General features: G+C 74.8%; 23 protein-coding genes. 12 read left to right on the top strand and 11 right to left on the bottom strand.

The window, feature by feature from the left end; translation table 11 throughout:
* Positions 1-189: 189 nt before the first annotated feature.
* Complete coding sequence (locus AMPC_RS17910; RefSeq protein ID WP_248342867.1) at positions 190-1434, bottom strand: M23 family metallopeptidase; 1245 nt, start codon at positions 1432-1434, stop codon at positions 190-192.
* 112 nt (positions 1435-1546) lie between these two features.
* Positions 1547-1903: a hypothetical protein gene (locus AMPC_RS17905; protein WP_248342865.1), complete on the bottom strand. Its 357-nt coding sequence runs from the start codon at positions 1901-1903 to the stop codon at positions 1547-1549.
* A gap of 161 nt (positions 1904-2064) precedes the next feature.
* On the opposite strand from AMPC_RS17905, the gene AMPC_RS17900 reads away from it, so the two are divergent.
* Together AMPC_RS17900 and AMPC_RS17895 are read left to right on the top strand one after the other, a co-directional pair.
* On the top strand, positions 2065-3699 hold the full coding sequence (locus AMPC_RS17900) for a 30S ribosomal protein S1 (RefSeq protein ID WP_248342864.1): 1635 nt from the start codon (positions 2065-2067) through the stop codon (positions 3697-3699).
* Positions 3700-3814: 115 nt separating this feature from the next.
* Positions 3815-5233 carry a DNA recombination protein RmuC gene (locus tag AMPC_RS17895; protein WP_248342863.1) on the top strand — a complete coding sequence of 473 codons (1419 nt, stop codon included), beginning with the start codon at positions 3815-3817 and terminating at the stop codon, positions 5231-5233.
* Between the two features lie 12 nt (positions 5234-5245).
* Here AMPC_RS17895 and treZ read toward each other — a convergent pair whose 3' ends face one another.
* A complete protein-coding gene (gene treZ, locus AMPC_RS17890) occupies positions 5246-6916 on the bottom strand; it encodes a malto-oligosyltrehalose trehalohydrolase (RefSeq protein ID WP_248342862.1) in 1671 nt (556 codons plus the stop codon).
* A 113-nt stretch (positions 6917-7029) separates the two neighbouring features.
* Here treZ and AMPC_RS17885 point away from each other — a divergent pair, with 113 nt between their 5' ends.
* The 4 genes from AMPC_RS17885 (at position 7030) to AMPC_RS17870 (ending at position 11173) form a co-directional block, all read left to right on the top strand.
* Entirely contained in the window at positions 7030-8796 is a 1767-nt protein-coding gene (locus tag AMPC_RS17885; RefSeq protein WP_248342858.1) for a phosphoenolpyruvate carboxykinase (GTP), read from the top strand.
* Positions 8797-8852: 56 nt separating this feature from the next.
* Positions 8853-9608: an NRDE family protein gene (locus AMPC_RS17880; RefSeq protein WP_248342857.1), complete on the top strand. Its 756-nt coding sequence runs from the start codon at positions 8853-8855 to the stop codon at positions 9606-9608.
* Between the two features lie 35 nt (positions 9609-9643).
* A complete protein-coding gene (locus tag AMPC_RS17875) occupies positions 9644-9982 on the top strand; it encodes a DUF971 domain-containing protein (protein ID WP_248342856.1) in 339 nt (112 codons plus the stop codon).
* Between the two features lie 195 nt (positions 9983-10177).
* Complete coding sequence (locus AMPC_RS17870; protein ID WP_248342855.1) at positions 10178-11173, top strand: hypothetical protein; 996 nt, start codon at positions 10178-10180, stop codon at positions 11171-11173.
* Between the two features lie 13 nt (positions 11174-11186).
* Here AMPC_RS17870 and AMPC_RS17865 read toward each other — a convergent pair whose 3' ends face one another.
* The 4 genes from AMPC_RS17865 to panB all read right to left on the bottom strand — a co-directional run bounded on the left by AMPC_RS17865 (position 11187) and on the right by panB (position 14672).
* Positions 11187-12086, bottom strand: coding sequence for an HD-GYP domain-containing protein (locus tag AMPC_RS17865; RefSeq protein ID WP_248342854.1), 900 nt, complete (start codon positions 12084-12086; stop codon positions 11187-11189).
* Positions 12087-12408: 322 nt separating this feature from the next.
* Positions 12409-12897, bottom strand: a complete 489-nt coding sequence (gene smpB, locus AMPC_RS17860) for an SsrA-binding protein SmpB (RefSeq protein ID WP_248342853.1) — start codon at positions 12895-12897, stop codon at positions 12409-12411.
* The gene (panC, locus tag AMPC_RS17855; protein WP_248342847.1) at positions 12894-13751 is read right to left on the bottom strand and encodes a pantoate--beta-alanine ligase; all 858 of its coding nucleotides are present in this window, start codon (positions 13749-13751) and stop codon (positions 12894-12896) included. Before panC ends, smpB begins: the two co-directional genes overlap by 4 nt.
* A gap of 15 nt (positions 13752-13766) precedes the next feature.
* The gene (panB, locus tag AMPC_RS17850) at positions 13767-14672 is read right to left on the bottom strand and encodes a 3-methyl-2-oxobutanoate hydroxymethyltransferase (protein ID WP_248342845.1); all 906 of its coding nucleotides are present in this window, start codon (positions 14670-14672) and stop codon (positions 13767-13769) included.
* Between the two features lie 378 nt (positions 14673-15050).
* Between panB and AMPC_RS17845 the strand changes: the two genes are divergently transcribed.
* The gene (locus AMPC_RS17845; RefSeq protein WP_248342843.1) at positions 15051-15257 is read left to right on the top strand and encodes a hypothetical protein; all 207 of its coding nucleotides are present in this window, start codon (positions 15051-15053) and stop codon (positions 15255-15257) included.
* A gap of 171 nt (positions 15258-15428) precedes the next feature.
* On the opposite strand, the gene rsmA is transcribed toward AMPC_RS17845, so the two are convergent.
* The 4 genes from rsmA to AMPC_RS17825 form a co-directional block, all read right to left on the bottom strand.
* Complete coding sequence (gene rsmA / locus AMPC_RS17840) at positions 15429-16283, bottom strand: 16S rRNA (adenine(1518)-N(6)/adenine(1519)-N(6))-dimethyltransferase RsmA (protein WP_248342841.1); 855 nt, start codon at positions 16281-16283, stop codon at positions 15429-15431.
* Positions 16284-16302: 19 nt separating this feature from the next.
* Complete coding sequence (tsaD, locus tag AMPC_RS17835; protein WP_248342839.1) at positions 16303-17304, bottom strand: tRNA (adenosine(37)-N6)-threonylcarbamoyltransferase complex transferase subunit TsaD; 1002 nt, start codon at positions 17302-17304, stop codon at positions 16303-16305.
* A gap of 10 nt (positions 17305-17314) precedes the next feature.
* Positions 17315-18676, bottom strand: a complete 1362-nt coding sequence (locus AMPC_RS17830) for a response regulator (protein ID WP_318654304.1) — start codon at positions 18674-18676, stop codon at positions 17315-17317.
* Between the two features lie 101 nt (positions 18677-18777).
* Positions 18778-20598 carry a DUF4388 domain-containing protein gene (locus AMPC_RS17825; RefSeq protein WP_248342838.1) on the bottom strand — a complete coding sequence of 607 codons (1821 nt, stop codon included), beginning with the start codon at positions 20596-20598 and terminating at the stop codon, positions 18778-18780.
* Between the two features lie 77 nt (positions 20599-20675).
* On the opposite strand from AMPC_RS17825, the gene AMPC_RS17820 reads away from it, so the two are divergent.
* The 5 genes from AMPC_RS17820 (at position 20676) to AMPC_RS17800 (ending at position 25395) form a co-directional block, all read left to right on the top strand.
* Positions 20676-21620 (top strand): diacylglycerol/lipid kinase family protein, encoded by a 945-nt coding sequence (locus AMPC_RS17820; protein ID WP_248342832.1) that lies wholly within the window; start codon positions 20676-20678, stop codon positions 21618-21620.
* A 59-nt stretch (positions 21621-21679) separates the two neighbouring features.
* Positions 21680-22675, top strand: a complete 996-nt coding sequence (locus AMPC_RS17815) for a phosphatase PAP2 family protein (protein ID WP_248342831.1) — start codon at positions 21680-21682, stop codon at positions 22673-22675.
* A gap of 43 nt (positions 22676-22718) precedes the next feature.
* A complete protein-coding gene (locus tag AMPC_RS17810) occupies positions 22719-23690 on the top strand; it encodes a glycosyltransferase family 2 protein (RefSeq protein ID WP_248342830.1) in 972 nt (323 codons plus the stop codon).
* Positions 23691-24181: 491 nt separating this feature from the next.
* Positions 24182-24793, top strand: coding sequence for a hypothetical protein (locus AMPC_RS17805; protein ID WP_248342829.1), 612 nt, complete (start codon positions 24182-24184; stop codon positions 24791-24793).
* A gap of 29 nt (positions 24794-24822) precedes the next feature.
* Positions 24823-25395, top strand: a complete 573-nt coding sequence (locus AMPC_RS17800; RefSeq protein ID WP_248342828.1) for a hypothetical protein — start codon at positions 24823-24825, stop codon at positions 25393-25395.
* Positions 25396-25600: the final 205 nt, after the last annotated feature.

The following is a 25600-nucleotide window of genomic DNA, read 5'->3' as shown; positions in this document are numbered from 1 at the left end:
GCGCTGCGGCGCGGCCTCGCGAGGGGCCGCGCCGCGCTCTTTTCGGGCCGCGGGGGCCTGCCCAGGGCACCCGGGGAGCCTTCTTCCCTCCCCCGCTGTCGCGGGAGACGGGATACCACCAGGAAACAAGAGCGGCGCGGCCCCGCCGAAGGGCCGCGCCGCCGGTGCTTCGAGGCTCTCTCGCCCGCCCTACTTCGCGCTCGCCTGGGCCCCGGAGAGCACCGGCTCGAGCCGCGCCTTCTCCTTCTCGAAACCGTCCTTGGCGGCGCCCTCGAGGGCGAGCCGCTTCGTGGCGTGGATGGCGAACGGGTCGAGCACGCGGCCGTCGCCGGCCTCGAGCTGGTAGTGCAGGTGCGGCGCGGTGGAGTGGCCGGTGTTGCCGGAGAGCGCGATCTGCTCCCCCTTCTTCACCTTGCGCCCCTGCCCCATCTCCTTCGGCACCTGCTCGAGGTGGAGGAAGATGGCGTGCCGCCCGCTCCGGGCGTCCACGAGCTCGAGGCAGTTGCCGTTGGCCGAGAAGTGCCAGTTGCGCCGCTCGATGGTGCCGTCGAAGGGGGCCACCACGGGCGTGCCGACCGGCGTCTTGAAGTCCACGCCCTTGTGGCGGCGGCCGTCGCGCAGGAGCGAGGTGACCTGCTCGTAGGTCGCGATGGGGCTGTCCACGAGCCGCTCCTCCACCTCCTGGCCGTCGGCCTGGTAGTAGCGGGCGAAGGCGGAGCCGTCGGGCTTGTAGCGGTACGCGGCGATCACCTTGCCGAGCTTCTGGGCGCTGTAGCGGAGCGCGTCCACGATCGGCTCGCGCGAGGGGAGCTGCCCGAGCGGCACCGGCGCGTTCGGGTCCGGCATCCGGTAGACGACCTCGATCTTGTCGCCGCGGCGGCCGTCGCGGGCCACCTGCAGGTACCAGACGAGCAGGCGGTTCACCACCTGCGTCAGCTCGCTCGTGATGGCCTTGTCGCTCTCCGGGAGCGCGCGCCCGATGCTCTCCTCGAGCGAGCCCTGCAGCGTCGCCTCGATGCGGCGCGGCGCCTGGGGCTGCTGCGCGGCGGCCTGCTGCTGCGCGAGCTGCGGCCGGACGCCGGCGAGCGCCGGGGCGCCCGCCGCGCCCGGGAGGGAGGGCGGCGCGGGGAGCTTCTCGGGCGCGGGCTCCGCGGCCGCGGCCTGCGTCGCGCCGGGAGTCGGGGCCGGGGCGGTGGCCGGCGCGGCCGGCGCCGGCGCCTCGCCGACGACGGCGGTCTTGAGCCGCGCCAGGAGCCCCTTGTGCGGGGGCGGCGCGGCGTCGGCCGGCCCGTGGCGGCGGCCGGCGAAGTACCCGCCCCCGCCCACGCCGGCGACGACGAGGAGGAAGATGAGGAAGCGGCCCCAGCCGCCCCCGGACTTCGGGGCCATGCTGGTGCGGAACGACGAGGGAGGATCGATCGAGAGACGGACCATGGACCACCTGTGTTGCGGTGCGAACTAGCAACGCCCGGACGTCGGCGTCTGTTCCTTTAGACCAGAGACGGCGCGGGCGACGCGACGCGCCATCGGGGGAGTGCCCTCGGGGTCAGAAGAAGAAGCGATCGACGACGCCGCGGCTCCACTCCATCACCGTGGGCCATCCCACCACCGCGTCGAAGGTGGTCTCGGCGGCGTCGGGCGAGACCTTCTGCTCCACCAGGCTCGCGCTGCACGCGAGCAGCCGGCACCCCTCGGCGGAGGCGCGGGTCTCGACGAGGAGCGCCGCGCCCCCCTCCCGCTCGCCGTGGGCCGCCGCCTCCACCAGCGCGGGGAGGGCGGGACCGAAGGCGAAGACGTCCACGCGATCGCCGCGGGCCGCGGCCGTCGCGGCGCAGGAGCCGGCGAGCCGCAGGGCGACCGGGTCGTCGTGGGACAGGAAGATGGCGACGCGCGCCTGGGGCATGGACGCCTAGTACACCACTTCCCGGCGTGCTTCCAAGGCGTCCGGCCGGGCGGGCGCCGCGCCGCGGCCGCCGCCCTCGAACCCGCGCCGCCCGGGGAGCCCGCGGGCCCCTGCGACGCGCTGTGACCTCCCGCGGCGGCTCTGCTATAAGCCACGCCGCAATGAGCGACGAGAAGAAGACGCGCGCCGGCGAACGCCCACCCCCCATCGTCATCCGCAAGGGCCAGGTCGGCCCCCTCCCGCCGGAGGTGATCGCCGGCCAGTCCGCCCGCGCGGGCGAGGCGAAGCGGGACGACCGGCCGCTCTGGAAGCGGCTCGCCGAGGAGAAGTCGAGCGGCGCCGCCGCCCCCCCTGCCGAGGGGGCCGCCCCCGAGGCGCCCGCGCCGGCCGCGAGCGGCAAGGACCGCCCGCGCCAGGAGCGCGGCCCCCGACCCGGCGGCCCCGGACCGCGCGGCCCGCGCCGCGAGGGCGAAGGGCGCGGCCGCGGCGACCGCCCCCGCGAGGAGCGCCGCTCCGAAGGCGGCGGCCGGGCCGAGCCCGCGCTGCTCGACGTCGCCCCGCTGCCGCTGCCCGAGGCCCCGGCGCCCGACGAGGGCTCCTTCGCCGACATGTTCGCCGAGGCCGAGAAGGCCCCCCGCCGCCGCTTCCAGATCGGCGAGAAGGTGGCCGGCAAGATCCTCCAGCTCGGCCACGACGTCGCCTTCCTCGAGCTCGGCTCCGGCACCGCCGAGGGCATGATCGACGTGGTCGAGCTCCAGGACGAGAACGGCGTCGTGACCGCGCAGGTCGGCGACATCGTGGACGGCGTGGTGGTGAAGGGCGGCGAGCGCGGCGTGGTCGTCTCGAAGGGGCGCGGCCAGCACAAGGGCCACGACCGCGAGGCGCTCGTCGAGGCCGCCCGCACCGGGCTGCCGGTCGAGGGGCTCGTGAAGGCGGCCAACAAGGGCGGGCTCGAGGTGGAGGTGATGGGGCAGCGGGCCTTCTGCCCGATGTCGCAGATCGACCTGCACTTCGTGGCCGACCCGGCCGCGTTCGTGGGCCAGAAGCTCGCGTTCAAGGTGCAGCGCGCCGACGACCGCGACGCGGTGCTGTCGCGCCGGGCCCTGCTCGAGCAGGAGCGGGCCGAGAAGGCCCGCGCCACCCGCGAGAAGCTCGCCGAGGGGGCCGTGTTCGACGGCACCGTCACGAGCGTCCAGGACTACGGCGCCTTCGTGGACCTGGGCGGCATCGAGGGGCTGGTGCACGTCTCCGAGCTCTCCTGGGACCGGGTCTCCAAGCCGCAGGACCTCCTCAAGGCCGGCGACGCCATCCAGGTGCAGGTGCTCAAGATCGAGCAGGACGCGAAGAAGGGCGAGCGCATCGGCCTGTCGGTCCGGTCGCTCACGCCGCGCCCCGAGCCGGAGAAGCCGGCCGAGGGCGCCGCCCCCCCGCGCCCCGCCCGCGCCGCGCCGCCGCCCCCGCCGCGCGTCGGCGACGTGGTGGTGGCGAAGGTGGACAAGATCGAGCCCTTCGGCGTCTTCGTGCGCTTCGCCGGCGGCCGCGGCCTCGTGCCCGCGAGCGAGACCGGCACCCCGCGGGGCGCCGACCTGCGCAAGAGCTTCAAGGTCGGCGACGACGTCACCTGCCTCGTCTCGGCCATCGACGAGCAGGGGCGCATCCGCCTCTCCAAGACCGGGGCCGAGGCCGCCGCCGAGCGCGCCGAGGCGCAGGAGTATCTCCAGAAGTCGGCGCCCAAGGGCGGCGGCAAGGGCTTCGGCACGCTCGGGGACCTGCTCAAGGCGAAGCTGGGGAAGTAGCGCCGGCGGGCGCCCCAGGGAGGGGGCGCGGCGAGCGCGCTGTCCCCCTGCCCGGCGTGTCCGCCCCCTCCGCTAACATCGGGCGCTCCGGTGGACGGAGCCGGGCGGAGGGCACATGGAGCCGGTCTTCATCGTGGTGATCGCGGCGGCGGTCGTCGCCGCGGGCGTCGGGCTGGGGCTCTGGGTCGGGCGGCGCGGAGGCGCCGTGCGCGACCAGGAGCGGCTCGTCGCGCTCTCCGCCGACCTCGCCCGCGCCTCCGCCGTCGCCGAGCAGGAGCGGCGCCGGGCCGGGGAGGGCGCGGCCGAGGTGGCCCGCCTGCGCGAGGGGGCCGAGGCGCTGCGGCGCGAGGTCACCGCGCTCCTCGAGGAGAAGGCCCGGCTCGCCTCGGAGCTCGAGGCCGAGCGCCGGGCGGCCGCCGAGCGGCAGGCCGAGGCGGAGCGCTCGCGCGCGCAGGTCCGGGCCGAGATCGAGCTGCTCGCGGCGCGGCTCCTCGACGAGAAGGGCGCGGCGATGCTGCACCAGAGCCGCGAGGGGCTGGCCGCGCTCCTCGCGCCGGTCGCCGAGAAGCTCCGCGCCTTCGAGGCCAAGGTGGACCGGACCTACGACCAGGAGAGCCGCGATCGCGCCTCGCTCCTCTCCTCGCTCCAGCGGCTCCAGGAGACGCAGTCGAGGCTCCACGAGGACGCCGAGAGCCTCGCCCGCGCCCTCACCGGCGACTCCAAGGCCCAGGGCGACTGGGGCGAGCTGGTGCTCGAGCGGGTCCTCGAGACGGCCGGGCTCACCGAGGGGCGCGAGTACGACCTGCAGGTGAGCCACGCCGACGAGGAGGGCGGGCAGAAGCGGCCCGACGCCCTCGTCTACCTCCCCGGCAACCGCGTCGTCATCGTGGACGCGAAGTGCTCGCTCACCGCCTTCGTGGAGGCGATGCGGGCGCCCACCGAGGCGGAGCGCGAGGCGGCGCTCGACGCGCACGTCGCCTCGGTGAAGAAGCACGTGAAGGAGCTCGCCGGGAAGAGCTACCAGGACGTGGTGAAGGAGCGCACGGTGGACATCGTGCTCCTCTTCGTGCCGAACGAGGCCGCCTTCCACGCCGCCATCTCGCGGCGGCTCGGGCTGTACGAGGAGGCCTTCCGGCAGCGGGTGGTCCTCTGCAGCCCCACCACCCTGCTCGCCGCGCTCCAGCTCGTGAGCCACGTGTGGCGCTCCGAGAAGCAGAACGCCAACGCCCAGAAGATCGCCGACGAGGCCGGCAAGCTCCTCGAGAAGCTCACCGCCTTCGTGAAGGACCTCGACGGCGTGGGCGCCAGGCTCGACCAGGCGCAGAAGAGCTTCGCCGACGCCCGCGGGAAGCTCGTCTCGGGGAAGGGCAACGTCCTGCGGCGCGCCGCCGCCATGGTGGAGCTCGGGGCGCGCGCCAGGACCGACCGGGTGGACGCGCTCTTGCTGGAGGTCACCGGCGAGGACGGGGCCGAGGAGGTCCTGGCGCTCGAGGCGGTGGCGGAGGGCGGGGCGGGGAAGGCGCCGACGGCGTGAGCCGAGCCCGCCCTACCCCTCCTCCACCCCCCAGCCCCACCCCGGCATCCCTCCCGCCGGCTCGGGCCCGAGGTTCGCGCGCAGGGTGAGCCCGGGCCTCCGCACCGTGAAGGCCCGCCCGTCGCGCGCCACCTCCGGCCAGTGGGCGCCGATCGCGGCGGCGTGGCGGCGGCGGACGGCGAGGAGCTGCCGGTAGACCTCCCGGAGCGCGCCGTGCCGGCCCGACCTGCGGTGGGTCAGCCGGCTCTGCTCGAAGGTCTGCGGGTCCTGCGGATCGGGGATGGGCCGCCCGGCGGCGACGGCGATGAGCTCCTTCTTGCGCCCCTCCGACACCGCCCGCGCCAGCGCCGGGTCGCCGTGGCTGGTGAAGTAGAGGAACGGCCGCGACTCGCCGTACTCCTCGCCCATGAAGAGGAGCGGCAGCGCCGGGCCCAGGATCAGGATCGCGGCGGCGGGCGCGAGCGCCTCCCAGGGCACGAGCGCGGTGAGCCGCTCGCCGAAGGGCCGGTTCCCCACCTGATCGTGGTTCTGCAGGCAGGCCACGAACCGCAGCGGGAGGAGCCCCTCGGTGCTGGTCCCGAACGGCCGCTTGCGGAACTCCGAGCGCTGCCCCTGGTACACGAACCCCTGCAGCAGCGCCCGCTGCACGTCCTCCGGCCGCCCGTAGTCGGCGTAGTAGTGGCCCCGCTCGCCGGTGAGGAGCGCGTGGAGCGCGTGGTGCAGGTCGTCGGCCCACGCCGCGCACGCGCCCCAGCCGCCGGGGCCGGGCTCGACCACCTTCCGGTCGTTGAGGTCGCTCTCCGCGATGACGTGGATCTGCCGCCCGGTCTCGCGCGAGACCTCCGCCACCCGGTCGCAGAGCTCGCCCACGAGGTGCCGGGGGCTGTCGTCCTGGATGGCCTGCACGGCGTCGAGCCGGAGCGCGTCCACCCGGTAGTCCCGCGCCCAGCGGACCGCCGCCTCGAGCATGAAGTCGCGCACCGGCCGCGCGTCCTCGCCGTCGTAGTTGAGGCCGTCGCCCCACGGCGAGCGGTGGCGAGAGGTGAAGTAGGGACCGAGCTCCGCGAGGTAGTTCCCCTCCGGGCCGAGGTGGTTGTAGACGACGTCGAGGCAGACGGCGAGGCCGAGCCCGTGGGCCCGGTCCACGAAGCGCTGCAGCGCCTCCGGGCCGCCGTAGCCCTCGTGCACCGCGTGCAGCTCCACGCCGTCGTAGCCCCAGTTCCGATCCCCCGGGAACGGCTGCACCGGCATGAGCTCGACGCAGGACACGCCGAGGTCCACCAGCTCCGGCAGGCGCGCCGCCGCCGCGTCGAGCGTGCCCTCGGAGGTGAAGGTGCCGAGGTGGAGCTCGTAGAACGTGAGCGCCTCCAGGGGCAGCCCGCGCCAGCCGCCGGCGGTCCAGCGGAACGCGCCGGGATCGAAGACCTGTGACGGTCCGTGCACGCCGTCGGGCTGGCGCAGGGACGCCGGGTCGGGGCGCGTCCGTCCGTCGGGCAGCACGAGCACGTAGCGGGCGCCGGGCGCGACGCCCGGCACCTCGGCGCCGAACCAGCCGTCGGGCGAGCGGGCCAGCGGAACCTCTCGCCGTTCCAGGCGGATGGAGAGCCTGTCCAGGCGGGGGGCCCAGACCTGGAATCGGGTGCTTCCCGGGAGGGTTTCGGTACCGTGAAGGGGCGGTCGCATCGCACCAAATGTACGGCTACCTGTACTGGCGCACCGGCCGCCAGCGGGGTAACCTCGCCGCCCCCAGTACCTCCATTCCAACCGACAGAAGGGGAGCATTGATGCCTGCGCCGATGAACCACCACCTGCGCTCGTGGGTGGACGAGATGGCGAAGCTCTGCAAGCCGGACCAGGTCTACTGGTGTGATGGGTCCGACGAGGAGCGCCAGCGCCTCACCGCCGAGGCGGTCAAGGCCGGCGTCCTCCAGCCGCTGAACCAGCAGAAGCTCCCCGGCTGCTACTACGGCCGCTCGAACCCCAACGACGTGGCGCGCGTCGAGCACCTCACCTTCATCTGCACGCCGACGCAGGAGGAGGCGGGCCCCACCAACAACTGGATGGACCCCAGCGAGGCCTACGCCAAGCTGTCGAAGCTCTACGACGGCGCGATGAAGGGCCGCACCCTCTACGTGGTGCCGTACATCATGGGCCCGGCCGCCTCCCCGTTCTCGAAGGTGGGCATCGAGCTCACCGACTCCGTCTACGTCGCGCTCAACATGGCGATCATGACGCGCATGGGGAAGGTCGCGCTCGACCGCCTGGGCGAGGGCGCCGACTTCAACAAGGGCCTGCACTCGGTCCGCGACTGCAACCCGGACAACCGGTTCATCTGCCACTTCCCGCAGGACAACACCATCTGGTCGGTCGGCTCCGGCTACGGCGGCAACGCGCTCCTCGGCAAGAAGTGCCTCGCGCTGCGCATCGGCAGCTACCTCGCCCGCAAGGAGGGCTGGCTCGCCGAGCACATGCTCATCCTCGAGGCCGAGAGCCCGCAGGGCGAGAAGACCTACGTCGCGGCGGCGTTCCCGTCGGCCTGCGGCAAGACCAACTTCGCCATGATGATCCCGCCCCCGGCGTTCGAGGGCTGGAAGATCCGCACCGTCGGCGACGACATCGCCTGGATGCGCGTGGGCGAGGACGGCCGGCTCTGGGCGGTGAACCCGGAGAACGGCTACTTCGGCGTGGCGCCGGGGACGAACTACAAGACCAACCCCAACGCCATGAAGTCGATCGAGAAGGACACGCTCTACACCAACGTGGCCCTCACGCCCGACGGCGACGTCTGGTGGGAGGGGAAGGACGGCGAGGTCCCCGAGACCCTCACCGACTGGAAGGGCAACCCCTGGAAGAAGGGCTCGACCGAGAAGGCGGCCCACCCGAACAGCCGGTTCACGGCGCCGGCCCGAAACAACCCGGCCCTCTCCGACAAGGTGGACGATCCGAAGGGCGTGCCCATCTCCGCCATCATCTTCGGCGGCCGCCGCTCCACCACCGTGCCGCTGGTCCTCGAGGCCTTCAACTGGACCCACGGCGTGTACATGGGCTCCACCATGGGCTCCGAGACCACCGCCGCCGCCACCGGCGCGGTCGGCGTGGTGCGGCGTGACCCGATGGCCATGCTGCCCTTCTGCGGCTACGACTGCGGCAGCTACCTCGGCCACTGGCTCGAGATGCAGTCCCGCATCCCGAACCCGCCGCACATGTACCTCGTGAACTGGTTCCGCAAGGGCCAGGACGGCAAGTTCCTCTGGCCGGGCTACGGGGACAACATGCGCGTCCTCAAGTGGATGATCGACCGCGCCCACGGCCGCGTCGGCGTCCAGGAGACCCCCATCGGCAACGTGCCGAAGCAGGGCGACCTCGACCTCAACGGCGTCAAGGCCACGCCGGCGGAGGTGGCCCAGGCCACCCGCATCGACCTCGGCGAGTGGGAGCAGGAGCTCGGCTCGCAGACCGAGTGGTTCCAGAAGCTCGGGAAGACGCTCCCGCGCGCCATCGCGCTGCAGCGCGAGCAGCTCCTCGAGGCGGTGAAGACCGCCCGCAAGGTGCAGGGCAGCTAGCCGAGCCGGAGCGCGCAGGACAGGCGGCGAGGGCGCATCCCGGGTAGAAAGACCGGGTGTGCACCCTCGCCGTCGCCTTTGGAAGCGACCGCCGCTTCCCGCTCGTCGTGGCCGCGAACCGCGACGAGCTCCTCGCCCGGCCCGCGGAGGGCTGGGCCGTCCGCGAGAACCCGCGCGCCAGGCCCGGCGGGCCCTCCCGGATCCTCTGCCCGCTCGACCTCTCGGGCGGGGGCACCTGGATCGGCCTCTCCGAGACGGGCCTCTTCGCCGCGCTCACCAACTTCCACCCCGAGGACGGCGACTGGCCCGACCGGCGGCGGCTCTCCAGGGGCGAGCTGGTCCTGCGCGCGCTCGCCGAGCCGGACGCGGCCCAGGCGGCGGCCGCCGCCCAGGCCGTCGCGACCGACCGCCACAACCCCTTCCACCTCGTCGTGGCCGACCGGGAGCGCGCCTTCCTCTGGCGCCACGACGGGCGCCGCGCCGCGCTCGGGCCGCTCGAGCCGGGGCTGCACGTGGTGACGGAGCGGAGCGCCGACGGCTCCGACCCGCGCGCCGTCCGGGTGCGCGCCCGCTGGCCCCTCGACGCGAGCCCGCCCGCGCTGGCGGCGCTGCTGGCGCTCCACGAGGGCGGCCCCGGCGAGCCGGCGGTCTGCATCCACCACTCGGAGCTCTACGGCACGCGGTCCGCCACCCTCCTCCGGCTCGCGCCGCGGCTCGGCGAGTCCGAGCTCCAGACCGCCGACGGCCCGCCCTGCCTGGCGCCGTTCGAGGACAGGGGCCGGCTCCTGCGGGCGCTCGCCCGATCGTCTTGACAGGCCCCCCTCCGGACCAACATCTTCAAGCCCTCATGGGACTCCTCGACCGCATCCCCTCGCGCCCGAAGCCGGCCGCGCCCCCCGAGTCGATCGACGTGAACGACCGGGGCGAGCTCGAGATCGCCTGGCCGGGCGGGCCGCGCGTGATCATCCCCCCGGTCCAGCTCCGCGACGCCTGTCCGTGCGCCGGCTGCATCGAGGAGGGCACGGGCCGCAAGCTCCTCGACACCGCCTCCATCCCCGCCGACATCCGGCCGCTCGGGATCGACCCGGTGGGCAGCTACGCGGTGCAGATCCGCTGGTCGGACGGCCACAGCACCGGCCTCTACACCTGGGAGACCCTGCGGCGGGCCTCGGGGCTCGAGCCCTAGGGAGCCTCCCCGCTGCTGGTCTTCATCTCAGACCTCCACCTCCGGCCGGGCGCGGCGAGCCGCATCTCGCGCGCCGCCCAGCTCACCCGGCTCTGGCAGCGGATCGAGGGGGGCCGCCCCGGGGCGCCGGTCCGGCTCTGCCTCGTCGGCGACATCTTCGACCTCGTCCGCGCGCCCGACTGGCTCGACCGCGGGGTGAAGCCGTACCACCCGCCCTCGCCGGAGCAGGCCGCGGTGGTGCTCGAGGCGGTCGAGGCCACCATCGCCGCCGAGCGCCGCTTCTTCGACGCGCTGCGCGGCAAGGTCGAGGACGGCACGCTCGAGGTCCACTACCTCCTCGGCAACCACGACCGGCTCCTGGCCCACGCTCCGGCCGCGCGCGCGGCGGTGCGGCGCGCCCTCGGGCTCCCCGGGGGGGAGGCGGCGCTCCCCACGCGCATGATCTTCCCGGAGGAGCGGGTGCTCGCGTACCACGGCCACACCGTGGACGCCGTCTGCCACGAGCCCGACGGCTCCGCGCCGCTCGGCGATCTGCTCGCCTCCGAGCTCATCGTCCGCTTCCCGGTCGAGATCCGGCGGGCGCTGCAGGTGGAGCAGGCGAGCCTCGACGACATCGACGACGTCCGCCCGGTGCTGGCGGTGCCGGCCTGGGTGCGCACCCTCGCCGAGGGGGAGCCGCGCCAGGTGGCGCGCGTGGTGGCGCGGGTCTGGCGCGACCTCATCGAGGAGTTCCTCGAGAACCCCTTCGTGAAGGACTGGATGAAGGCGCACCACCGCCCGCTCAAGCTCGACCTGGCGCAGCGGGTGAAGCTCCTGCTCGCGCTCTCGGCCCGGGCGAAGCAGCGCGACGAGCCGCGCCTGACGCAGCTCTACTACCTGCTCTTCCGGCTCATCGACGTGCGGCTCGCGAAGGCGGCGGTGAAGGAGCTCGAGAAGCGCGAGCACCGGGGCCTCTCCTACGTGGTGAACGGCCACACCCACTTCGCCGGCATGAAGCCGCTCGGCGTCGTCCAGGGCGAGAGCGCCTGCTACTTCAACACCGGCACCTGGCGCACCCTGCACCAGCTCGGCAACGTGGCGCGCGGCCGGCCGTCGTTCCTCGCCTACGACGCGGCCGCCTACCTCGTCTTCTTCGGCCCGGGCGACCCGCTCGGCCGGCGGTTCGAGTGGTGGCAGGGAGCAGGCGGGTGACGGGCGGCGCGCGTCACCGCAGCGCCGCGGCCACGCCGCGGTAGCGGTTCACCTCGGGCTCGCCCCCCTTGCGCGCCTCCGAGAACGACACCGCGCCGAGCGACCCCTCCCCGCCGCGCAGGGCGTGCAGGAGCATCCGCAGGGGCGCCAGGTCGGCCCCCGACTCCCGCGCCTCGCGCACGAGGACGTCCAGCGCGGCGCGCGGCTCGTAGGGGCCTGAGCGGAACGGCCGGGGGGCGGTGAGGGCGCTGAACGCGCTCGCCACGCCCACGGCGGCGACGAGCGGCGACGCGGCCGCCTCGAGCCGCGGGTACCCCTCCCCCGCCCAGCCGTGGTGGCCCAGCGCGACCTCCACCGCCGGGTGCTCCCCGAGCAGGCTCGCCACGTACAGCGCCCCGAGGAGCGTGTGGGCCGCCACCTCCCGCGCCTCGGCGGCGTCGAGCGGTCCCGTGGCCTGCCGGATCCGGACCGGCACCTGCCGGAGGCCGATGTCGTGCAGCAGCCCGGCCGCGACCGCCTCCGGGAGGCCCGGGGGCTCGGCGCCCTCGGCCGCGAGCAGCATCCGGGCGGTCAGCGCCGCCGTCGAGAGCGCGTGGGCGTAGCGGAGCGGGTCGGCCAGCTTGACCGCCGAGAGCTCGTCGAACAGCGGGCCGGGCAGGCTCACCGCCCGGAGCGCCCGGAGCGTGCCGGCCTCCGCCGCCGGGCCGCGGAGCAGCCACTCCTGGGAGGCGCCGAGGAGCGGCAGCCGGAGATCCTGGGCGACGAAGCTGTCGGCGAGCAGGCGCCGCGGCCCCCGGGGCGCGCGCCGCGCCGCCTCGCGGATCGCGGCCGGCGAGACGACCGCCCCGCGCCGGGCGACGAGCACCCCGCGGCCGTCCACGATGTCGTGCTGGAGGGTGGCGCTGTCGAGCATGCCTCACCCAGCGTAGCGCGGGGGCGGCCGGCGCGCGACCGGCGTCGCGCCCGGGGCATCGCACGGGGGCTGCGCCCCCGCCCCGTCGGCAGAGCCGCCGGGGCCGCTCACCGCCGCTTCCGGGACATGGCCCGGTCCATCTCGCGCTTCGTCTCGCGCTCCGCGATGGCGTCGCGCCGGGCATCGCACGGGGGCTGCGCCCCCGCCCCGCCGGCAGAGCCGCCGGGGCCCCACCCCTGCTCGGCGGGTCCCTTGCGCTTCGCTCCGCGAAGCTCTCCCGCCGGGAGGGGCGCCGCCCCTCCCCGGCCGTCGCCGAGGCCGCTCACCGCCGCTTCCGGGACATGGCCCGGTCCATCTCGCGCTTCGTCTCGCGCTCCGCGATGGCGTCGCGCCGGTCCTCGTGCGTGCGCCCCTTGGCGAGCGCGAGCTCCACCTTGGCCCAGCCGTCCTTGAAGTAGAGGGCGAGCGGCACGAGGGTGTAGCCCCGCTGCTCCACCTTGCCGCGGATCTTCTCGATCTCGGCCCGGTGCAGCAGGAGCTTGCGCTCGCGCAGCGGCGGGTGGCCGAAGAAGGCGGCCGGCTGGTACTCGCCGATGCGGCAGTTCACGAGCACGAGGTCGGCGCCCTTGGGCTGGGCGTAGGCGTCGGACAGGCTCACGTTGCCGGCGCGCAGGCTCTTCACCTCGCTGCCGGAGAGCGCCAGCCCCGCCTCGAAGCGGTCCTCCACCTCGAAGGCGAAGCGCGCCTTCTTGTTCTGGGCGATCATGCGAACGCCGTCCGCGGGCCTGGCCGCGCCGCCCTTCTTGTTCATGGCAGCCGCAGGTTGTCGATGAGGCGGGTCTTCCCGGCGAAGGCGGCGACGAGCATCACCGTGCCCGGCACGGCCCGCTCCACCGGCCGGAGGGTCTCCGGGTCCATCAGCTCCACGTAGTCCACGCGCACCCCGCCGGCCTCGAGCGCCGCCCGCGCGCCGGCCACGAGCCGCGCCGCGTCGCGCTCGCCGGCGGCCGCCGCGTCGCGGGCCTGGAAGAGGGCGCGGGAGAGCGAGAGCGCCTGGGTCCGCTCGGCCGGCGAGAGGTAGCTGTTGCGGGAGCTGCGGGCGAGCCCGTCCGGCTCGCGCACGATGGGCATCCCGACGACCTCCACCGGGAACCCGAGGTCGCGGACCATGGCCCGCAGGACTTGAAGTTGCTGGAAGTCCTTCTCGCCGAAGAAGGCGAGGTGCGGCTGCGAGAGCAGGAGGAGCTTCGCCACCACCGTGGCGACGCCCCGGAAGTGGCCCGGCCGGCGCGCGCCGCAGAGCCCCTGCGAGACGCCGGCCACCTCGATCCAGGTCTGGTGGCCGGCCGGGAACATCGCCTCCGGCGCGGGCGCGAGGACGCGGGTGACGCCCGCCTCGCCGCACCGCCGGAGGTCGCCCTCGAGGTCGCGCGGATAGGCGGCGAGGTCCTCGTTGGGCCCGAACTGGGTGGGGTTCACGAAGACGCTCGCGAGCACCACCCCCTGCGGGCCGACGCGCCGGCGCGCCTCGCGCATGAGCGAGAGGTGGCCGTCGTGCAGGAAGCCCATGGTGGGGACGAGGGCGAGGGTGCGGCCCTGGGCGCGGTCCTGGAGCGCGCGCGCCTGCCAGGCCGCGGGGTCGCGGACGAGCTCTGGGGTGGTCATCTCGGAAAGGCTCTCCTAAACCGGCGCTCCTATCACGGAGGGCTCGCCGCCGTCCCCCTCCACGAGCTGGAGCAGCCGCAGGCTCTGCCCGTGGAAGCTCTGCTCCTCCGCCGGGAACTGGGCCTCGCGGACGTCGGAGACGTACGCCTTCACCGCCTCGCCGATCGCCTTGCCCACCTCGCCGTAGCGCCGCACGAACTTGGGCTTGAAGCCGTCGTCGAGGCCGAGGAGGTCGTTCACGACCAGCACCTGCCCGTCGCAGTGGACGCCGGCGCCGATGCCGATGGTCGGGATGGGGAGCTGGCGGGTGATGAAGCGGGCCAGCTCGGCCGGGATGCACTCGAGCACCACGGCGTACGCGCCGGCGGCGGCCATGGCGCGGGCGTCGGCCAGGAGCTGCTGCGCCTTCTCCTGGTCCTTCCCCTGCACCACGTAGCCGCCGAGCTTGTGGACCGACTGCGGGGTGAGGCCGACGTGGCCCATCACCGGCACGCCGGCGCGGACGATGCGGCGGACCACCTCGGCGTAGTCGTGCCCGCCCTCCACCTTCACCGCCTCGGCGCCGCCCTCGGCCACGAGCCGCATGGCGTTCTTCACCGCCTCGTCCACGCTCGCCTGGTAGCTGCCGAACGGCATGTCGCACACCAGGTGGGCGCGGCCGGAGCCCCGGTCGAGGCCGCGCCGGACCGCGGCGCAGTGGTGGATCATCTGGTCGAGGGTGACGGGGAGCGTGGAGCCGTGACCGAGCTGGGTCATCCCGACCGAGTCGCCGACCAGGACCACGTCGATCCCGGCGGCGTCGACCAGGCGCGCCATGGTGGCGTCGTAGGCCGTGACCATGGCGATCTTCTCGCCAGCCTGCTTCATCCGGAGCAGGTCGTTGACGGACAAGCGCTTGGGGGGAGCGTTCTGCTTGGACATTCTCTGTGGACCTCTGGTGCAGGCCCGTCGCCGGGTCCCGCCCTGGGTGAGAACGAGTTCGCCCTTTTGTAGCCGCTCGGCCGCCCGGATGAAAGCGCGCCGGCCTTGAAATCCGGGGCCCATCGAGACCGCTTGCTCCCCCGATCGGCGCATGTCATGTAGATCGCGCCAACCGTGATCTTCGGATCGCGGACACCCTGATCCGGGGATCATGGTGCGCCTTGACAGGCCATGCATGGCAACGTATCGTCACACTCGTTTCCGGCCCCGGCTGGAACGGGAATCGGAACGGGAGGCGTCAGGATGGGTGCAGCGCGGAGGTCGGCGGGTCAGGCGGTCGCGGTCGCCGCCCCGGTCGCGGCGAGGCGGGGGGAATCGATGGAGGTCGACCCGGCCTTCCATCGGGCCATCTTGAAGATCGCGCTCGAGCTCAAGAAGCCCGAGGCGACGAGCTACGACGAGATCGTGGAGCGGACCATCCGCGCCATGAAGCTCGATCCGGTGGGGTTTCGGCGGTATCTCGGCGAGAACGGGGCTCGGAACATGAGCCTCCTGCTCGCCACGGCGCGCGCGCTGGGGGTCTGAGCCCGGGGCGTGCCGGCAAGGGTCAATGGGCGCCTGTCCGACTGAAGGTGGACGGGCGGCGGGCGAGTTTGCGGCCAGGCGCCCATTGTTTTTCCGCTGAGCGGCGCGCGCTCCTTCGAGCGCACCCCCTCCCCGGCCCTCCCCCGCTCCGCGGGAGAGGGGGAGCCGGGCTCACCTCTCGGCCGCGATCTTCGGCAGCGCCCGCGCCAGCCTCGCCCACTCCTCCACGCTGAGCGTCTCGCCGCGGCGGCGCGGCTCCACGCCGGCCTCCGCGAGCGCGCCCAGGATCACCTCGGGCGCGCCGAGCCCGGCGCCGGCGAGGGCGTTCGAGAGCACCTTCCGCCGCTGCGCGAACCCGGCCTTCACCACCCGGCGGAACCAGGCCGGGTCGTCCACCGGCACGAGCGCCTCCCCGAAGCCGACCCGCACCACCGCGCTCTCCACCCTGGGCGGCGGCAGGAAGGCGCCGCGCGGCACCCGGCGCTCGAGCGACACGGTGGCGCGCTGCTGCAGGAGCACCGAGAGCAGCCCCCAGTCCTTCGTGCCCGGCGACGCGGCCAGCCGCTCCGCCACCTCCGCCTGCACCAGGAACACCGCCCGCGAGACGTGGTCGGCCTGGTCGAGGAGCGAGAAGAGGATGGGGCTCGTGAGGTGGTACGGCAGGTTCCCCACGACCGCGATCCGCCCCCCCGCGGCGAGGGCGCCGTAGTCGAGCCGGGCCGCGTCGGCCTCGAGGAGCGTCACCCGCTCGCCGAGCTCGCCCCGGAGCACACGCGCCATGTCGCGGTCCCGCTCGACGGCCACCACCACGCCGCCGTGGGCCGCCAGCCGCGCGGTGAGGTGGCCGAGTCCGGCGCCGAGCTCCACCACGCGCTCGCCGGGGGACTCGACCGCGAGCCGGGCGATGCCGTCGAGGATCTGCTCGTCGCCCAGGAAGTTCTGGCCCCAGCTCTTCTTGGCGCGCAGGCCGTACTTGTCGAGGAGGGCGCGGGGGCTCGGGTGCGAGCGGACGGTCTGTTCGGGCAAGGGTGGTCTTCCGTGTGTGCTAGAGCCGCCAGGCCGGGTCGGCGTTGAGCTCCGGTCCCTGCGCCTCGCCGCGCCGGAGCGCGTGGGTGCCGGCGACGGCGATCATGGCGGCGTTGTCGGTGCAGTGGCGGATCGCGGGCAGGAAGACCTCGATCCCCTCGAACTCGGCGGCCTTCTCCTGCACCGCCTGGCGGAGCCGCCCGTTCGCGGCCACGCCGCCGGAGAGGACCACCCGGTCGAGCTGGAGCCGGCGCGCGGCGCGGAAGAGCTTCTGCACCAGGGCACCCACGATGGCCTCCTGGTAGGAGGCGCAGAGGTCGGCCAGCGCCTGCCCCTCCGGGACCCCGAGCTTCTTCACGTGGTGGAGCAGCGCGGTCTTCAAGCCCGAGAAGCTGAAGTCGAGGTCGGCCCCCTTCACCACCGCCTTGGGGAAGCGCACCGCGGCGCGGTCGCCGTCCTTCGCCAGCCGGTCGATGGCGACGCCGCCGGGGTACGGCAGGCCGAGCAGCTTGGCGCCCTTGTCGAAGGCCTCGCCGGCGGCGTCGTCGCGCGTCTGGCCGAGGCAGCGGTACCGGCCGAAGTCCTCGGCGAGGTAGAGCGAGGTGTGGCCGCCCGAGACCACCAGCCCGAGGTACGGGAAGCTCGGCGGCGGGTCGGCGAGGAAGCTCGCGAGGAGGTGCCCCTCGAGGTGGTTCACCCGGGCGAGCGGCTTCTCCCACGCGAGCGCCAGCGCCTTGGCCGCCTGCACGCCGACGAGGAGCGCGCCCACCAGGCCGGGCCCCGAGGTGACGGCGATCCCGTCGATCCCGGCCGGCTCGACCCCGGCGCGCGCGAGCGCCTCGTCCACCACCGGCATCACCTGCACCACGTGGTTGCGCGAGGCGAGCTCCGGCACCACGCCGCCCCAGCGGCGGTGGATCTCGATCTGCGTGGCCACGACGTCGGACAGCGCGCGGCGCCCGTCCTCCACCACCGCCGCCGCGGTCTCGTCGCAGCTCGTCTCGATTCCCAGGATCCTCACGCGTGCCTCGTCAGCGGAAGAAATAGACGAGACCGGCCGCGGCCGCCAGCGCGGCGAGGACGGCGGCGAGGGTCAGCTGCCGCCCCGGCGGCTCGGGCGCGGGGCGCGGGGGCGGCGCCGGCCGCGCGCGCACCGGGCGCACCGGACGCGGCGGGGACGCAGCCGGGGCGGCGGCGCTCGGGGGCGGCACCCGCTCGCCTCCGAGCGGCACCGGGCCCGCGCTCGGCCGGAGCGGCTCGGGGCGGGGCGGGGGACCGGCCGGCGGGAAGCGCAGCACGGCGGGCGCCGGGCCGGACGGCCGGGGCGCGCCGAACTCGAACTCCTCCGCTGGGATCGGCGGTCCCTCCGGCGCGGGAGGGGGCGCCGGGGCCGGCGGCTCGGGCGCGCCCGGGTCCGGGCTCGCGAACCACTCGAGCTGCTCGGCCTGGGCCCTCACCTCGGGCGTCCGCAACAGCCCCTCGAACCAGAGCTTCGAGAGCACGGTCAGGTTGGCGAGGTCGTCCCCCTCCGCGTCGGCCACCACCGCGTCGAGCGAGCGCCGGCCGTCGAAGAGCCGGAGCAGCCCGTTCACGTCGTCGGGGATCTCCTGCAGCCGCTCCGCCAGGAGCGCCGCGTCCACCTCCAGCACCTCGCCCAGCGGCGGCAGCGCCTCGAGGAGCCGCGCCTTCTCGTCGAGCCGGCGCATGCCCTCCATGAGGAGCGCCTGCGTGCTGCCGGCGATGCGCCGCTCGCGCTCCACCGGCCCGAAGTCGATCCCGAACTCGCCCTCCTGGATCTCGAGCAGGCGGTAGAAGGCGCGGGCCCCGCCGGCCCCGCCGAGCTCGCAGTCCACCACCGCGCCCTCGCGGAACCAGACCGTGGCCTGCCGCCCGCCGGAGGTGATGCGCAGGGCCCCGCTCTTGCGCCCCAGCATCAGGGTCTGCACGAGGTCCACGATGCCGAGGTCCGCGAGGTTCCCGGCGAAGCGCGCCCGCTCCCGCTTCTCCAGCCGGTCCTTCTCCCGGCGCTGGAGCAGGATCTTGACCCGGGTGACGATCTCCTTCGTGTAGATGGGCTTCGTGAGGTAGTCGTCCACCCCGAGCTCGAGCCCGCGGACCTTGTGCTCCACCGACCCCTGGCCGGTGAGGAAGATGAACGGGATGTCGGCGAGCCGCGCGTCGGCCTTGAGGCGCCGGCAGAGCTCGTACCCGTCCATCACCGGCATCTGGGTGTCGGAGAGGACCAGGTCCGGCTGCGACATCTGGCACTTCTCGAGCGCGTCGGCGCCCTGGGCCGCGGAGGTGACCGAGAAGCCCGCGTTTCGCAGGCTCACCTCCATCAGCCTCAGCGACTCGGGGTCCGCGTCTACGAGGAGCAGGTGCTGCTTGGCCAAGGGTGCCTTCGGGTCTGTCGAACGTGGGTGCCCAGCGGGGGGCAATCGTCTGCCGGGGGCGCGCTGGCGTCAAGCCTCTGGGCTGCCCCGCCTGCGCTGGATCAGGACGGCCGCTGGCCCCGGCGCAGCGCGATGAGCCGCAGCTCCCGCGCGGCCTCGAGGTGCCGGGGGTTGGCCGCCACGGCCCCGCGAAAGAGCCGCTCCGCCCCGTGCTCGTCGCCGTCGTCGCGCGCGAGCAGGGCCGCCACGTAGAAGGCCCGGTCGCAGGAGGGGTCGTGCATGGCGGCGGCGGAGAGCTCCGCGGCGCGCGCGCGGTCCGGCCGCGCCGGGTCCATGAGGCAGGCGAAGGCGAGCAGCGCCTGGTACTCCGGGCGAGGGTCGGCGGCCACCGCCGACTCGAGGAAGCCGCGGGCGCGCACCCAGTCCCGCGTCTTCACGCAGGCGTCGCCCTTCTTGAAGTCCACGAGCGCGTACGGGTCCGGCGGCCGCCCGGCCGAGGTGCGGGCCAGGTACTCGGCGCGCCGGCCGGGATCGGCCAGCACCTGGTAGGCCTCGTTCACGGCGCCGAAGAAGGCGGAGACGCGCGGCGCGAGCTGGCGGACGCCGGGGGTGGCGAAGAGGTCGGGGTGGAACCGGCGCGCCAGGTCGAGGAAGGCGCGGCGGGCGCCGTCCACGGTCGCGGCCGGCTCGAGCCCGAGCCGGACGAAGAGATCGGCGCTCGCGGCGCGCGACTCGGCGAGCTCGAAGTCGAGCCGGAGCTGCCGCTCCTCGCCGGTGGCGGCGAAGCTGGCCCGGCTGGCCGGGTCGGCGGCGCGGAACTGGTCGCTCGCGCCGGCGTCCCGGCCGGCAGGGAACGCGGGCGGGGAGACCCGGGCCTCCCGCCGCGGCGGCGCGGGCGGGCCGTGGGGCGCGGGCGCCGGGGCCCCGGGCGGCGGGGGCGGGCCGTGGCGCGCGGGCGCCGGGGCTCCGGGCGGCGGGCGCGCGCCCATGTTCTCGAGGGCGCGCGCGAGCAGCCGGGCGCGGCGCCGACGTGACTCCTCGGCCGCCTCGTCCGGCGGGCGCGGGCGGGCCGGGGCGGCCACCGGCGCGGGACGCGGCGGCGCGGCCGGCGCCGCCTCGGGCGCGAAGGCCTCCTCGGTGGCGTCCGGGATCTCCACCTCACCCGTGATCTCGATGACCTCGGGCAGCTCGATGGGAGGCGCGGCCCGGGCCTCGTCGCCGCCGGCCAGCCCCAGCAGCACGAGCGCGGCGAGCACCGCCCTCGCCCGCTCCGGCGGGAGGTCGCCGCCCGCCACGAAGCGGGAGGGCTCCACCGGCGAGGCGAGCCGGGCCACGAGGGTGGTCTCCTCGGCGGTCCAGCCGAAGGCGCGGGCCACGGCGGCGTAGCCGGCCCGGAAGGCGACCTGGGGCCCCGCCTGGGCGAAGGCCGCCTCGACGAGGGACGCCGCCTGGGGCGCGGTCAACGCGTCCACCACCGCCCGGAGCGGGCTGGTGCGCACCCCGCGGGTCCACTCGGGCGGCTCGCCGGGCTCGAAGCGGAAGGTCCCCTCGGCGAGCCGCGCCACCTGCGCGAGGTAGCCCGACTGCTGCCGCGAGAGGGCGGCGTCCACCGCCTCGCGGCTCACCGCCCCCATCTCCACGAGGAGGTCGCCCTGCTTGCGGCCGGTGCGCGACATCTCCACGAGGCTCTTCTCGAAGGCCGGCAGGTCGATGAGCCGCGCCGCGAGCAGCTCCTGCCCGAGCGGCCGGAACCCGGCGTAGCTCTGGGCGCCGACCGGGACCCCGGCGCGGAGGTAGAGGCGCGAGGCGCCCCCGCCCGCGTCGAACAGCAGCGTGCCGGTGGCGCGGGCGTTGAAGGCGTCGAGCAGCACCGCCGCCAGCGGCACCGCCGACAGATCACCCGTCTTTTCCAGGAGCCCCACGCGACGGCGAGTGTACCGCAACTCCGGGTGCGGTAGATCTTCCCGGGCGGCCGAGGGGCCGGCCGGCGAGGGGGAGCATGGCGGTCATCGGCATCGTCAACAACCCGGGCTCCCGGCACAACCGCCGCCACCCCGACACGCCGCGCCGCCTCGCGAGCCTCGTGGACGGCGAGGGGCTCGTGGCCGACGCCAGCAACCTCGAGGAGCTCGCGCGCGCGCTCGGGGAGTTCCGCGGCGCGGGGGTCGAGGTCCTGGGCGTGAACGGCGGGGACGGCACCGCCCACGTGGTGCTCACCGCGGCGGTGACGGCCTGGGCCGGCGCGCCGCTCCCGGCGCTGCTCATCCTGCGCGGCGGCTCGATGAACACGGTCGCGCACGGCCACGGGCTCAAGGGCACGCCGGAGTCGATCCTGCGGCGCTGGGTCGAGGGGCGGCGCGAGCGGCGCCCGCTGCGGCAGGTCGAGCGCGACCTGCTTCAGGTCGAGTGGGGCGGCCGCCCGCCGCAGTACGGCTTCCTCTTCGGGACCGGCGCGGTGGTCCGCTTCCTGGAGACCTACTACGCGCGCGGCCGGACGACGCCGCTTCGCGCGGCGGCGCTCGCGGCCCGGGCGGTCGGCTCGGCCCTCGTGCGGGGCCGCTTCGCCGCCGACCTCACCCGCCGCGAGCCGGCGCGCGTCGTCGCCGACGGCGACGACTGGCCCTCCCTGCGCTACCTCGCGGTGCTCGCCGGGTCGGAGCCGGACATCGGGCTCGGGTTCAAGCCGTTCGCCCGCTGCGACGAGCAGCCCGGCTTCTTCCACGCGGTGGGGGTCACCTCGAGCGCCCTCACCCTCGCGGCGGCGCTCCCGGCGATCCGGCTGGGCCGGCCCTGGCGGCGGCGGGTGGCGATGGACGCGGTCACGCGCGACCTCGCCATCGAGGCGCCGGAGCCGTTCCGCTTCACGCTCGACGGCGATCTCTACGACTCCGACGGGTCGGTGCGGATCACCACCGGGCCGCCGGTGCGCATCCTCCTACCGTAGCGCCCGCCGGCCCACCCTTGACGGGGGCGCCGCGAGCCGGTACGAGCGCTCGCCGCGCCATGGAAACGACCTCCTCGCCCGCCCCCGCCCCCCGCCCCGGCCTCGCCGGACGGATCGCCGCCACCCCGCGCTCCTACCTCTACGGCTCGCTCGCCGGGATGGGGGCCTACCTCCTGGTGATGGGGCTCACGCTGGGCAACCGGCCGGAGCAGTTCCTGCTCTGCGCCCTGATGTTCCTGCTCGCGGTCTGGAGCGCCGGCACGCGCCGCTTCTTCGCGGGGATGCTGCCGTTCCTGCTGTTCGGGATCATCTACGACCTCACCCACCTCACCGAGCCGCTGGTGCGCTACCTGCACGTGCACGTGGCGGAGCCGTACCACTTCGACAAGCTCTTCTTCGGCGTCCCGGTGGACGGCGTCCGGCTCACGCCCAACGAGCTCTTCGCCCGGTTCCACTGGCCGGCGGTCGACCTCGTGACCGGGTCCGCCTACATCCTCTACCTTTACTGGTCGCTCGGCTTCGCGGCCTGGCTGCTGCTCGCGAAGCGGAAGGACGACCGGATCCAGCGGCTGGCGCGCCGCTTCGGCTGGACCTTCCTCGCGGTGAACGTGGCCGGGTTCGCGACCTACTACATCTACCCGTCGGCCCCGCCCTGGTACGTGACGCAGTACGGCCTCGGCCCCGCCAACATGGCGGCGCAGGCCTCGGCGGCGGCGGCGGCCCGCTGGGACGCGATGACCGGCCTCCACTACTTCGCCGCCTTCTACGGCCGGAGCGCCGACGTGTTCGGGGCCATCCCCTCGCTCCACGTCTCCTATCCGCTCTTCGTGTTCCTCTACGGCCGCCAGCTCGGCAAGCGCTGGCTCGACGTGGTCAGCTTCGGCTTCTTCCTCCTCGTCTGCTTCTCGGCCGTCTACCTGCAGCACCACTACATGCTCGACGTGCTCCTGGGCGTCACCTACACGCTCGTGGGGGTGGGGATCGAGCGGGCGCTCGCCCGCCAGCCCGCCGCGGCGGCCGCTCCGGCCGCGATGGAGCCGGCCGACGCCGAGTAGCCCGGGCCCTTTCCCGCTCGGCCTCTGCTAGGCTGCGCGCGCCATGTCCGAGACACTCCACCCGGTCGCGATCCTCGTGCCGTGCCTCAACGAGGAGGCGGCCATCGAGGCGGTGGTGCGCGGCTTCCGCGCCGCCCTGCCGGGCGCGCCGGTCTACGTCTACGACAACGGCTCGACGGACCGGACGGTGGAGCGAGCCCGGGCGGCGGGCGCGGTGGTCCGCACCGAGCCGCTGCGCGGCAAGGGCAACGTGGTCCGGCGGATGTTCGCCGACGTGGAGGCGGAGGTGTACGTCCTCGTGGACGGCGACGACACCTACGACGCCGCGGCGGCGCCGAGACTGGTCGCGAAGCTCGAGGACGAGCAGCTCGACATGGTCTGCGCGGCGCGGGTGACCGACGCGGTCGCCGCCTACCGGCCGGGGCACCGCTTCGGCAACGCGCTGCTCACCGGGCTCGTGGCCCGCATCTTCGGGAACCGCTTCCGCGACATCCTCTCCGGCTACCGGGTCTTCTCGCGCCGGTTCGTGAAGTCCTTCCCGGCCCTCTCGGCGGGGTTCGAGATCGAGACCGAGCTCACGGTCCACGCCCTCGAGCTGCGCATGCCGGTGGCCGAGGTGGACACGGCCTACCGGGAGCGGCCGGCCGGCTCGGCGAGCAAGCTCAACACCTGGCGCGACGGGGTCCGGATCCTCCGCACCATCCTGGCGCTGGCGCGGGAGGAGCGGCCGCTCCTCTTCTTCTCGGTCGCGAGCGCGCTCCTGACCACCCTCGCGCTGGCGCTCGCGGCGCCGCTCGTGCCGACGTACCTGGAGACCGGCCTCGTGCCGCGGATGCCGACCGCGCTCCTCTCCACGGGGCTCGTGATCCTGGCCTCGCTCTCGCTCGCGTGCGGGCTCGTCCTCGACACGGTCACGCGGGGGCGGCGGGAGCTGAAGCGGCTCCAGTACCTCCGGTGGCGGGCGCCGGAGCGGGCGGCGGGGCACGGGGCGCGGCGGGGCGGCGCGGCGGCGTAGCCGCAATGTCAGTCAGTCAACGAGCTTCCCTCGGCAGAACGGCGCTCGCGCGTCCACCCCGGACCTTCTTCGGGCCCTGACGCGAGCGGAGGGGGCACGCGCGAGCGATCCCGTCGATCTCGGCGGCGGCGCCGCCGCCTCGCCGGACGGAGTCTGTGCGCGCGAACGCGGGGGCCGGTGCAACGAGGCCGCGCCCGCGAGGAGGGACGGCTCGTGCCAGCAGCTCCGCGCAGCGTGCCACCATTGCTGCCGGTCCGTTTCGTTACCCATGCACCCAATCCGGACCGCGTCTTCGCTTGACACGACCCTGGGCCTTCGCGCCTCGCGACGGTCCCGCGCGCTGGGCCTGCCCCTCCCGACGCGTCCGGCGCGCCCTGCGCGGTGCGCTCGCCGTCTCCGAGGGAGCGCGGAGGCTGCTCCGGGAAATCCCGGCCACGGGCCGACCAGACCCCTTCCCGGAGGGCTCGAAAACCGCTGATAAAACGGAGCGTATGAACGCTCCGCTCTCCTCCGACCCGGCCGCGCTGTCCGACCGCGCGCTGCTCGATGCCCTCACTTTCCTCGTCCGCCGCGAGCGCGAGGCCACCGCCGACTTCGTGGCGCACCTCGCGGAGGTCGATGCCCGCAGGCTCTACCGCGACCACGCCTGCCCCTCGATGCACGCCTACTGCGTGAACGTGCTCCACCTCTCCGACGAGGCCGCCTACAAGCGCATCAACGCCGCCCGCGCGGCGCGCCGCTTCCCCGTCATCCTGGAGATGCTCGCCGATGGCAGGCTCCACCTCTCCGCCGTATGCCTCCTCGCGCAGCACCTCACCGAGGAGAACCACGGCGCGCTCCTGGACGCCGCGGTCCATCGCAGCAAGCGCGACGTCGAGCAGCTCCTCGCCGAGCGATTCCCCAGGCCGGACGTCCCCGAGGCCCTGCGCAAGCTCCCGAGCCCACCGCCGCGCTTCGCGCCGTCGGCGCAGCCCGAAGCGTCGTCGCTGGTCGCTCCGCCGGAAGCGCCTTCGCTCCTCGCTGCCCCCGCGCGCTCGCGCCCGCTCCCACGCCGGTCGCGGTGCCGCCACCGCCGCGCGCTGCGCTCGCCCCCACGGCGATAGTGGCGCCTCCTCCCCCGCCGCCGCGACCCGTGCTCGCCCCGCTCGCGCCCGAGCGCTACAAGCTCCAGCTCACCATCTCTCGCCAGACCCGCGACCGGCTGGAGGAGGCCAGCGACCTGCTCGGCCATCAGTTGCCGACCGGAGACCTCGCCGAGGTCGTCGACCGGGCGCTCGAGCTCCTGGTCCGCGAGCTTCGCAAGCGAAAGTTCGCCGAGACCCGAACGCCGCGCGCACCCAGGTCCGCCCCGGCGACCGAGGGCTCGCGGCACATCCCCAACCACGTGCGGCGCGAGGTGGCCCTTCGCGACGGCAACCAGTGCACCTTCGTCGCTGAGGACGGACGGCGCTGCCCGGCTCGCCGCAGGCTCGAGTTCCACCACCAGCGGGTCGCCTTCGCGAAGGGCGGGGAGGCGACGGCCGACAACATCTGCCTGCGCTGTGCCGCCCACCATGGGCTCGCGACCGAGCACGAGTTCGGCCGCGAGCACGTCGCCCGACGCGTCGCCGAGGCCCGGCAAGCGCGCGAGCGCCGCCGCGTTGCCAAGGCGCCGTCCCCGGGGACGGCGTTCACCACCTCATCTTTCGCGTTCGGCCCGACCTGACCGATGCGCGGGGCGCGTGCAGCTCCGTGCTCCATCCGCCGGTTCCTCCCACCGCGCGCGGCGGGACGAGCTTCCGTGAGTGTTCCTCATCTCGCGGGCGCGGCCTCGTTGCACGGGCCCCCGCGCTCGGGCGCACAGACTCCGTCCGGCGAGGCGGCGGCGCCGCCGCCGAGCTCAACGAGATCGATCGCGCGTGCCCCTCCGC

It is taken from the genome of Anaeromyxobacter paludicola, assembly GCF_023169965.1.
In the GTDB taxonomy this organism is placed as follows: Bacteria; Myxococcota; Myxococcia; order Myxococcales; family Anaeromyxobacteraceae; genus Anaeromyxobacter_B; species Anaeromyxobacter_B paludicola.
The sequence above is the reverse complement of the archived record's forward strand: the minus strand, read 5'-3'. Positions and strand labels throughout refer to the sequence as shown.

Excerpts from the sequence above, each read along its gene's own strand:
- AMPC_RS17900 (WP_248342864.1), top strand. The coding sequence starts at position 2,065 with ATGAGCGACGAGAAGAAGACGCGCGCCGGCGAACGCCCACCCCCCATC.
- panC (WP_248342847.1), bottom strand. The coding sequence starts at position 13,751 with ATGACCACCCCAGAGCTCGTCCGCGACCCCGCGGCCTGGCAGGCGCGC.
- AMPC_RS17895 (WP_248342863.1), top strand. The coding sequence starts at position 3,815 with ATGGAGCCGGTCTTCATCGTGGTGATCGCGGCGGCGGTCGTCGCCGCG.
- panB (WP_248342845.1), bottom strand. The coding sequence starts at position 14,672 with ATGTCCAAGCAGAACGCTCCCCCCAAGCGCTTGTCCGTCAACGACCTG.
- AMPC_RS17885 (WP_248342858.1), top strand. The coding sequence starts at position 7,030 with ATGAACCACCACCTGCGCTCGTGGGTGGACGAGATGGCGAAGCTCTGC.
- AMPC_RS17810 (WP_248342830.1), top strand. The coding sequence starts at position 22,719 with ATGTCCGAGACACTCCACCCGGTCGCGATCCTCGTGCCGTGCCTCAAC.
- AMPC_RS17875 (WP_248342856.1), top strand. The coding sequence starts at position 9,644 with ATGGGACTCCTCGACCGCATCCCCTCGCGCCCGAAGCCGGCCGCGCCC.
- AMPC_RS17845 (WP_248342843.1), top strand. The coding sequence starts at position 15,051 with ATGGAGGTCGACCCGGCCTTCCATCGGGCCATCTTGAAGATCGCGCTC.
- AMPC_RS17905 (WP_248342865.1), bottom strand. The coding sequence starts at position 1,903 with ATGCCCCAGGCGCGCGTCGCCATCTTCCTGTCCCACGACGACCCGGTC.
- smpB (WP_248342853.1), bottom strand. The coding sequence starts at position 12,897 with ATGAACAAGAAGGGCGGCGCGGCCAGGCCCGCGGACGGCGTTCGCATG.
- treZ (WP_248342862.1), bottom strand. The coding sequence starts at position 6,916 with ATGCGACCGCCCCTTCACGGTACCGAAACCCTCCCGGGAAGCACCCGA.
- AMPC_RS17815 (WP_248342831.1), top strand. The coding sequence starts at position 21,680 with ATGGAAACGACCTCCTCGCCCGCCCCCGCCCCCCGCCCCGGCCTCGCC.
- AMPC_RS17910 (WP_248342867.1), bottom strand. The coding sequence starts at position 1,434 with ATGGTCCGTCTCTCGATCGATCCTCCCTCGTCGTTCCGCACCAGCATG.
- AMPC_RS17820 (WP_248342832.1), top strand. The coding sequence starts at position 20,676 with ATGGCGGTCATCGGCATCGTCAACAACCCGGGCTCCCGGCACAACCGC.
- AMPC_RS17865 (WP_248342854.1), bottom strand. The coding sequence starts at position 12,086 with ATGCTCGACAGCGCCACCCTCCAGCACGACATCGTGGACGGCCGCGGG.
- AMPC_RS17805 (WP_248342829.1), top strand. The coding sequence starts at position 24,182 with ATGAACGCTCCGCTCTCCTCCGACCCGGCCGCGCTGTCCGACCGCGCG.